The 9,357-nt window shown below is 59.2% G+C and carries 5 protein-coding genes; 2 read left to right on the top strand and 3 right to left on the bottom strand.

Annotation, left to right across the window (positions count from 1 at the left end; genetic code table 11):
* Window positions 1-229: 229 nt before the first annotated feature.
* A complete protein-coding gene (locus ACZXDY_RS35515; RefSeq protein WP_464348728.1) occupies window positions 230-1,990 on the bottom strand; it encodes an adenylate/guanylate cyclase domain-containing protein in 1,761 nt (586 codons plus the stop codon).
* A 306-nt stretch (window positions 1,991-2,296) separates the two neighbouring features.
* Between ACZXDY_RS35515 and ACZXDY_RS35510 the strand changes: the two genes are divergently transcribed.
* The gene (locus ACZXDY_RS35510) at window positions 2,297-3,151 is read left to right on the top strand and encodes a Bug family tripartite tricarboxylate transporter substrate binding protein (protein WP_464348727.1); all 855 of its coding nucleotides are present in this window, start codon (window positions 2,297-2,299) and stop codon (window positions 3,149-3,151) included.
* 186 nt (window positions 3,152-3,337) lie between these two features.
* On the opposite strand, the gene ACZXDY_RS35505 is transcribed toward ACZXDY_RS35510, so the two are convergent.
* Both ACZXDY_RS35505 and ACZXDY_RS35500 read right to left on the bottom strand, forming a co-directional pair.
* Window positions 3,338-3,508, bottom strand: coding sequence for a hypothetical protein (locus ACZXDY_RS35505; protein ID WP_464348726.1), 171 nt, complete (start codon window positions 3,506-3,508; stop codon window positions 3,338-3,340).
* A gap of 213 nt (window positions 3,509-3,721) precedes the next feature.
* Complete coding sequence (locus ACZXDY_RS35500) at window positions 3,722-6,970, bottom strand: AMP-binding protein (RefSeq protein ID WP_464348725.1); 3,249 nt, start codon at window positions 6,968-6,970, stop codon at window positions 3,722-3,724.
* 695 nt (window positions 6,971-7,665) lie between these two features.
* Here ACZXDY_RS35500 and ACZXDY_RS35495 point away from each other — a divergent pair.
* Window positions 7,666-9,174, top strand: coding sequence for an amidohydrolase family protein (locus tag ACZXDY_RS35495; protein WP_464348724.1), 1,509 nt, complete (start codon window positions 7,666-7,668; stop codon window positions 9,172-9,174).
* Window positions 9,175-9,357 lie beyond the last annotated feature (183 nt).

The following is a 9,357-nucleotide window of genomic DNA, read 5'->3' as shown; positions in this document are numbered from 1 at the left end:
CTAAGGCACCGCCAGACGAAAGGGGCGGGAACAGATATGTGTAGCCTAAAGCCACCGCGCCACATCTCGACTCCACCCAAAAGCGCCGCTTGGGAAGTTGCTCCGTCACTCCCGGTCTACCCCGATAAGCGGACCATCTCAGGGTCCGGCTGGACTTCGCATTTGGGCCACAAGCAGACTTCCGCGCACGACGGCGGGCTGCTGTCTTGCCCCTGCGCATTGGCCATGACTATGCTGGAAGGCCGGCCTTTCGCAGCCCGTCAACCAGGTGCTCCAGATCTTCGGCGCGTTTGAGAATGGATACCTGTTGCTGGGTGCCGCTGATGCTGTATCTCGGATTCAAACGTAGAACCTCGCTTGCCTCTGCACGAGCATCTTCCATTCGTCCCAGCTGAGCGTACGTCGCTGCCAGGAAAGCGTGGCCATACTGGTGATTGGGCGCTCGGCCAATCGCTTCAGTCAACCAATGTTGGGCATCGTGGTATTCTTTGAGGTGGTAGTGAGCTACGCCGGCCATCAACGGCGCAAAATGCGGATGGAATGGATCAAGGCGCATTTGCAACTTGGCGATGGCAATGGCTCTCGTCGGCTCTCCCACCGAGTAAAATATTTGCGCGAGGCGGTAATCCGCGAAATTGGGGTTTAGCGCCAGCGCTCTTTCGGCGGCGCCAGTCGCTGCGTCGAAGTCACGCTTCCTGATGATATTGTAGCCCAACTCGGCATAGGCTTCAGGCAGACTCGGATTGTGGGCAATTGCCGTGCGCGCCAATTTGATAGCCAGGTCAAGAATAGTCGGGCTCAAATATTCATCATTCAGCGGATTAAGCCAAGCCACCCGGTGAGTGCTTGCCAGCATTGTATAGCAACGGGCATATTTCGGATCGATGGCCAGCGAATCTGCAAGGTGCCCTCGTGTCCTCAATAATTCCGCCATTTGCCACGAGGACTGGAACGATATCCAGGCCGCAGCTGCGCGCATGTAGTGATCGTAGGCCTGCCAAGTCGCGGGCGGCTTGAGCAAGGTGCGCTCAGCTTCCGCCATGTTCACATGCGCGACCAGAATTGCGGCGATCGTCCGCGCCACGTCGTCCTGGATCGCAAATACATCCTTTAACTTCCGGTCATAGCGCTCGGCCCAGCGGTGCACGCCGCTTGCAGCATCAATCAGCTGAGCCGTTATCCGAACTCGGTCATTGCCCCGACGAACGCTGCCCTCCAGAACATAGCGCACGCCGAGTTCTCGACCCACCTGACGCAAATCAACCGCGCTGCCCTTGTATCGAAAACTCGAATTGCGTGCGATCACGAACAAGTCGGAGAAGCGGGACAACTCAGTGATGATGTCTTCCGAAATTCCATCCGCAAAGTACTCCTGCTCCGGGTCACGACTCATATTCTCAAAAGCCAGGACGGCGACCGACGGCTTGTCGGGAAGCGCAAGCGCCGGTCGCGCCGGAGCGTTGCCGAACGACACGCGATAGACCCGCACCGGCCGTGCGATGTTCTTCAGTTGATGCTCGCCACTATCTTCGAATTCGACGTCAAGCTTATCCTGCGTATCTTCTCGTACGCGTTGCGATACACAGATGCCGCCTGGCTCACAAAGCGCCTCGAGCCGAGCCGCAACATTTACCCCGTCCCCAAAGATATCGCCGCCTTCTATAATAATGTCGCCAGCATTGACGCCAATGCGGAACTCGATCCGCTTTTCCATTCGCACATCGGTGTTTCGAGTGATCATGCCGCGCTGTATCGCAACGGCGCATCGCATAGCGCTGACCACGCTGGCAAACTCCACCAACATTCCGTCGCCGGCGCTCCTGATAAGCCGCCCGCCGTGCTTTTCGATCTCGGGATGGAGGAGCGCAGACAGATGTTCGTTCAGTCGGGCGTGTGTACCCTCCTCATCAGCACCCATTAGGCGGCTGTAGCCAGCCACATCGGCCACAAAAATAGCACTCAGTCGGCGTTCCACACGGTCTGCGGCCATGAAAGCTCGCCCTGATCAGATCCGATCTTCAGTCAAAGTCTATTGTCAGAAGCACGAGGTGTCTATCCGAACACCGGTGTCGTTCAGGTGGTGCCGGCCCGCGTACGAGCTTGGCGAGATCGACCTCGGTATCGAATTCTGCCCGCTTTGACGGCGAACCGCGTGCGAGTTACCGACGGATGGGCGCGCCCGCAGCGTGCCGGAGAGCCAGGCCGGCCGGATGACGTTCATTCGGAGGTTGCGCCCTCGAAGGGGACGTGATCCTGTCCTTGAAAATCGATACTCGTTGAAAAAGGGGATCAGCGAATGACGAGATTCACGCCGCTTTTTCTCGCCGCACTTGTGATCCTCTCCAGTCCCGCACTGCCGAATGATGGACAGATTACATTGGTTGTGGGATTCGCGGCAGGGGGAACCTCTTCAACCGCAGCCAGAATCGTTGCTGAAGCAGGAGAGCAGATCGCGCGAACCTCGACGATCGTGGAAAATCGACCTGGCGCAGGAGGAGCAATAGCGGCGGATTGGGTACTTCGGCAAAAGGGGACTCAAACACTCTTGTTCATGTCCTCCACGTCGTCGCTCAGAACGTCTCCTCAAAGCGCGCTCGTGCCCATCGGAATTTTGGCAACTTTCTCATACGTCGCCGTCACGAGAAAAGACGCTGCCGCGCATCTTGCTGAATACATGCAGGAGGCCTCGCGCGAGGAGAAATATCGCACCGTAGCCACCGCGGGCGCCGGGAGCATTCCCCATCTCATAGGTACAAAGCTTTTCAACGACTACGGAGTGCCGATGGTGCACATACCCTATCAAGGGTCGGCGCCAGCGATCCTCAGTGTCCTTGGCGAGCATGTCGCAGTTGCGATTGTTCCTTTTCCGGACTTTCTCCCGTTTCAAGATTCGCTTCGCATTCTTGCGCAAACCGGCAGCGGGATTGAGACGGAAGGATGGGTCGGCATCTTCGCGCCGCCGGAAACATCAGCGGAGGAAGTCTCCCGACTCTCCGAAATTTTCCGGCAGGCATCGCAACGTTCCCAGGAGAAACTGCAGAATGTCGGATTTAAGCAAGTATGGCGATCCGGTGCAGAGGCACGAGCGATGCATGAGAAAGATTACACCCAGTGGACGCCAATACTTAAGGTGCTCGGAATTCAACCCTGACACAGCCGGAACGGTGGCCCGGCCATGACGTGACCGGGGCTTCACACCCTGCCGTCCGGAGCAGCGTCGATTTCGCGTTGCCTTTGGTCAGGCCCTCCGCTGTCTTTTCCGCATCCGGCGGAGCCCCTGCACGGATGAAGCGCGGAGACCAAACTGCAGCGTTGTCGGGCGCTGACGGCCCGGGCACTAACGGCGCTTTGATACTTTTTGGACCGTCTTGAGCGCTTGATTGACGCCCTTCAGCGATTCATTGATCCCCTCCAGCTGCGCTTGCAGAGCATCCCTGCGCTTCTGTAGGTCCTTCAGCAGTGCTTTCCTTTGCGCCGCGGTCAATTCCTCAAAGTCAATGAGATCCACTGCAAATCTACACATCGCCGCCTCCAAGTGGCAAAATTAGATTTGATCAATCCCTTGTCCAATGCACGCGTGAATTGTCGACAATTTCTGGTGGATAATCAAGCTGGATGATCCTCGGATCAGACGAATTTTGGGCGACGCTTGCGCGTGGCGGGACACCGGCAGAAGGCGTTGCACTTTCTTCACCGGCTTGGTGCGACTGACCGGATCGTCTCAAGGATCAATCAATCGGCCAAGCTGCTCGTTGGGGTTTGCGGCCGCATTGACCAAGATTGCGGTGTAATCGGCAATCCAATTCCGAACGGTGTGTGGTTGGAACAAGTCGTCCTTACGACCGCATATGCCGGTCATTCCCGACGGGGTATCCTTAAGTGTAATCGAGAGCCAAGCGCGATCGATCGGCATGGCAGACCGTTCTTCCTGGTAGCCGAACGGGTGAACCGTCAGATCGGGCAGCTGGTGCGCTCGGCGGAACGCAACTTGTAGAACGAAATAAACTTGAACGAGTGATGCCGGGCACAAGCCGGTCTCTTCCGCTAGTCGGCTGGCAATGATATCGAAGGGAAGTTCTTGCCTGGCGTAAGCCTCCAAGACGGCCCTGCGTACGCGTTTAAGCGCTTCGCTAAAGGTCAGATCAGCATCTAGTTGGGTACGGATGATCGTTGTGTTCGCGAACGGACCGATCACGCGTTCTGTCCTGAGTTGAGGCCGATTGGCCATCAAAGTCGCCACACAAATGTCGTTGCGTTCGCTCCGGAGCAACAGCAGGGTCTTGAACCCGGCGAGCAGACTCATGAACAGAGTTGCGCCCCGGTCGCGGCTCATGGCGCTCAGCTGCCTCACCAAATTGTTCGATATCTGAAATGGTTCCTGGAGAACGCGCGAGGTCAGCTCGCCTCCGACGCTGCTTTTCGGGGCCGTAAACGGAGGTGAGACTTTGTCGAGGCGCCGCTTCCAGTAAGCGAACTGTCTGTTTGCTTCCTCGGTGCTGGACCACAAACGCTGCCAGCGAACGAAGTCGGAGAACTGAAGCGATGGTTCGGGCAGTTGCGCCTTCGCGCCGGCGATCGAAGCGGCATAGATCTCCAAAAGCTCCTTCATGAAGACTGCCATCGACCAGCCATCAATGATGATATCGTGCATGACTAGAAGCAAAACATGGTCCCTGGCGTCGAGCCGGTAGATATAAGCCCGGAACAGTGGCGCATTGTTCATGTCGATCGGCGCCAAGGACTCCCGCTCGACCTCCAACTTCGCCTTTACCAGCAGAAGCTCCTTGGCCCCGGCATCTCCGGTATGCGCCGGGGCCGCATAGTCCTTCACGGTCAGGATTGATCTGACATCGACGTCCGGCACGACCCGAGCGAGAGGAACCTCACCCTGCCAGATAAACGTCGTGCGCAGAATATCGTGCCGACGCACGAGCCCCGCGAGGCTCTGCTCGAGCAAGCGAATGTCCAGCCGACCCTGCAATCGATAAGCGAACGGCAGATTGAACTGGGGTAATCCGGGTAGTTTTCGCTCGATGCGTAGCATGCGCTCCTGCACGATGGACACCGGCTGTGGGCCATCTCCATCAGCCCGCGAGACCTCCGTTGGCGGAACGTGCGGGCGCGCTAACGAGCCGGCGCCCTCTATTGATGAGCCAAGGCGAAGCGCAAGAGCCGCAACGGTCGACGAAGTGAAGATATCCTCGAGTGACAGCGTGATGCCGAAGCGCTCTTCCACATGCAAGATCATCTGCATCATGGCAAGTGAATCCACCCCGAGCGCGAAGACATCCTGGTCAACGCTGATCGGATCAATGCCCAGGATATCCTTCCAGATACCGGCCAGTTGACATTCCAATTCCGAACTGGGGGCAACTCCCTTGCCACCGATGGGGCGAATCTTTGAATAGGCGGCCGCAAGTTCATTGCGCTTGATCTTCCCGCCAGCGCCTTTCGGGATCTCCGGCACAATCAGGATAACGCCAGGAACTTTAAACCCGGCCAGGCGTCCTCGGGCAAAGTCCCGGAGACTTTGTGCGCTCACCTGAGCCTCCTGACGCAGCACGATAGCGGCGGCGACGTCCGCGCCTAGTCGCTCATGGGGGACCGGGAAAACAGCGGCTTCCATCACAGCCGGGTGGCTCAGCAAAGCGCCCTCTACCTCGGCGGGGGCAACCTTCTGCCCGCCCTTATGGATGATCTCCTTGATGCGACCGACGATGAAGAGATACCGGTCGGCGTCCAGGTATCCGAGGTCGCCGGTCCGGAACCAGCCGTCCTGAAATGCGGAAGCTGTAGCGGCGGCATCATTGTCGTACCCTCTGGTTATGGTGGGACCTCGCAGCGCGATCTCTCCACGTTTGCCGGATGGCAAGCGACGGCGTCCCCTGTCCAGTATCGCGATCTCGGGGCCTGCCGGCCGGCCGACTGAACCGCGCTTCCGCCGCTGCAAGGGATTTGCAGCGATCTGGGTGGCGGCCTCCGTCATGCCGTAGGTGTCTATAACGGGAACACCAAACAGCGCTTCCAGTCCGTCGAGCACCTCCGACGACAGAGACGTCGAAGCCGAACGAACGAGCCGCAAGGAGGACCGCTGCGCAGCCTGCCTATAGGGATCCGCCGCCGCCAATAGCGCGCGATGGATTGCCGGTACCGCCGTGTACCAGGTTGGTCGAAACTCCGTCAGCCAGCCGAAGAACGCTGTTGCATCGAAGCCGGGCGGACAGACCGTACTGGAGCCTGCCGCAAGCGCGGCCAGAAGTCCCGAGATCAAGCCATGTCCATGAAAGAGAGGCAGTACGCTTAGCAATCGGTCGCGGGCCTCCAGCTCCAAGGCGGCGCCAACGTTGTCGGCCGACTGACAGACGCTCGCATGGGTCAGAGGGACCGTTTTGGGCCGCGATGTGCTGCCAGATGTCATCAGGATGAACGCGTCGTCAGCGCTGGACGCAAACTCGTCGTCAACCAGGAGCTGCGGTGCCCGACCGGTAACACTGAACGCGCCGGCTCCCTCGTTCGGCCGCATCGACACATCGATCACGGGCACGCCCTGGATTTGGGCGGCGCGTCGGCTGGCCGAATTCAAGTCAGCGTGCGTCAATAGCGCCGCCAGCTGCAATTCGCCAAAATAGCGCTGGTATTCATCACAGGTGAAACCCGGATTGAGAGGTACACAAACCGCGCCGGCCGCAACCGTGATCGCCGCTACTGCAGCCTCTGGTCCGTCCGACAACACGACCGCGACCCTATCAGTTCGGCGCACGCCGACGTTCCGCAACCCGAAAACAACTTCATTTGCCTGCGTCCATAGCGCGCCATACGTCATCGGGAGGCGCTCCGGGGCCAGAATGGCATGGCGCTCCGGCGCAGTTTCCGCATGGTCGGCGAGGAGGTCTCGAACGCACGGAAAGGGGCATCTTCCGGCGCTCTTGCGTGCGCTACCTTTCCGCGTTTCCTTGACAATATTCGACAAGGCCGCCCCTCTTCGTCAATGTCGCTCCGTACCCTGCACTGGTGAAGTCAACCCTCAAACACATCGAAGGCCGAGAATACGCGGATAGCATCGTCGGGCAATCGACCGCAGGCGCCTCGGCAGAGCTCAGGCAAGTTGCCCGTTCTGACAGCATCTTAGGAAGCTCAATACTTATAGCAATATGTTAAGCCACTGTCCGCCATGGCCGACGACCGTTTCGGGTCATGAGCACCGGTTTGCCCACAGCCCGAGACTTCCGGTCTACCCCCAACTGCGGACATGTTTCCGGGCTGCGCATACTGTCGCGACGGGCCACAAGGCGACGTCACGCCATTGTCCGGATCGCCACGGCAGCGCGTCGCGCTCAGTACGGCAAATCTTTCAGTCGCAGGGTGCGGCATTGGACAGCGTGACTGTCGGATTACATCGCTTGCACCAATGGAAGTTTGAGCATTGAATGCGCGATGATACGTCACTACCGCAAGTAGTGTTTCGAGTGTGCCTGCCCTCTCGCACGATAAAGCGATGAAGAGCGTCGCCTCGGCGAGTGTGACGGCTTCATACGTAGCTGAACAGGGAGAGCTGAACAGGGAGGGTACGGCTAGTCGGTCCGCCTAACGGATCGGGAGTGGCCAACCGCGCAGCCTGATGCGCGCGCTGACCGGTACTGGCGATGGCCAAAAGGGAGGAGAACAATGGGCACCTGGCTTAGTGAACGAGAACAGCGTCTCGTCGCGGGCGCGGAGGCGGCATCGGCGGCAACGCCGATTCCCACTCAGATTGTTTCCAACGGAGAGTATCTCCCGCCCCCGCAGAGCGCTACGCAAAGGAAGGTCGAGGCACGGATCAACGAGCTCGCCGACGTGAACGGCAAGCACCTCGGCTTGAGCCGCAGGCAGTTCCTGCACACGAGTTGCGGCATGGCGGCGGCATTCCTCGCTATGAACGACATTTATGGCAATGTTTTCCAGGTCGCGCCCGCAGAGGCTCGCGAGCCCGAGTTGACGCTGGCGCGCGCGCAAGCCCTCGCCGGCCAGTTCATCTTCGACGTCCAGACCCATTTCGTGCGCGACGACTTCGATCACAAGGAGCTCTTGGGGCTGGCGGACTTTGCGAGCCAGCACTGGAACCCGAAGATGAAGGAGGAAGGCGTCTCCTCGCTCTCCCGCTACAAGTTTCAGAACTACGTGAAAGAGATCTACTACGACAGCGACACCAACATGGCACTCTTGAGCGGCGCGCCGTTCGACGATCCAAGCTGGTGGCTTCTGTCAAACGAGCAGATCGTCAAGGCGCGCGAACTCATCAACGACTTCGCCGGATCGCGCCGCCTGCTGGCGCACAGTGTCATCACCCCCAAGCAGCCCGGCTGGATGGAGGAGGTCGACAAGGCGATCGACGTCTACAAGCCGGATTCCTGGAAGTCCTACACAATCGGCGATCCGCTGGCGCCCTCCAAGTTCCCATGGCGGCTCGACGACGAGCAGCTGATGTATCCATTCTACGAAAAAGCGGTGAAGGCCGGCATCAATACGCTCTGTATCCACAAGGGGCTGCTGCCGCCCGATTACGAGAAGTCGTTCGCCGGCGTATGGGAATACGCAACCGCGTGGGACATCGGAAAGGCTGCCAAGGATTGGCCGCAGATGAACTTCGTGATTTATCACTCGGCGCTACGGCCATTCCTCGAGCTGCCGGACAAGGCGTGGGCGGAGTTCGAGCAGACCGGTCGCATCCAGTGGGCCTCGGATCTCGCGGAAATCCCGCGGAAATTCGGCGTCACCAATGTCTATGCCGAGCTCGGCACGTCCTTTGCCAACTCGGCCGTTGCGCATCCGAAATTCTGCGCGGCCCTGGTGGGAACGCTGATCAAGGGCATGGGGGTCGACCACGTCATGTGGGGCACCGACTCGGTCTGGTACGGCTCGCCGCAGTGGCAGATCGAGGCGCTACGCCGGCTCGAAATCCCGGAGGACATGCAGAAGAAGTACGGCTTTGCGCCGCTCGGCGATGCTAACAGCGGCACCAAGCAGCTGATTTTCGCGGGCAACGCAACCAGGTTTTACAAGATTAAGCTGAAGGCGGCCGATAACACCGGGATGCCGGCCTTTTCCGAGGACCGCCTCGCAGCGCTCAAGAACGAGTACACGCAAGCTGCGAAGCAGCCCTCGAATCTCCGCTACGGCTACGTTCGCGCCGGCTAAGTGCCAACGGCTGCGGCGGCAGAGCGGGCAAGCTTCGCCGCTGCAGCGAACGCACGGCTGCCGCGACAGGGATATCGATCGACAATCCAACTATCGGCTTAGGGTCTTGGCTGTGTGAAAACGTCAAGACGCTTGCGGGGATAGAAGAAGTTGTTCGTCCAAGACTCTCTTAGCGCTTAAACT

It is taken from the genome of Bradyrhizobium sp. LeoB3 (assembly GCF_055456055.1).
The sequence above is the reverse complement of the archived record's forward strand: the minus strand, read 5'-3'. Positions and strand labels throughout refer to the sequence as shown.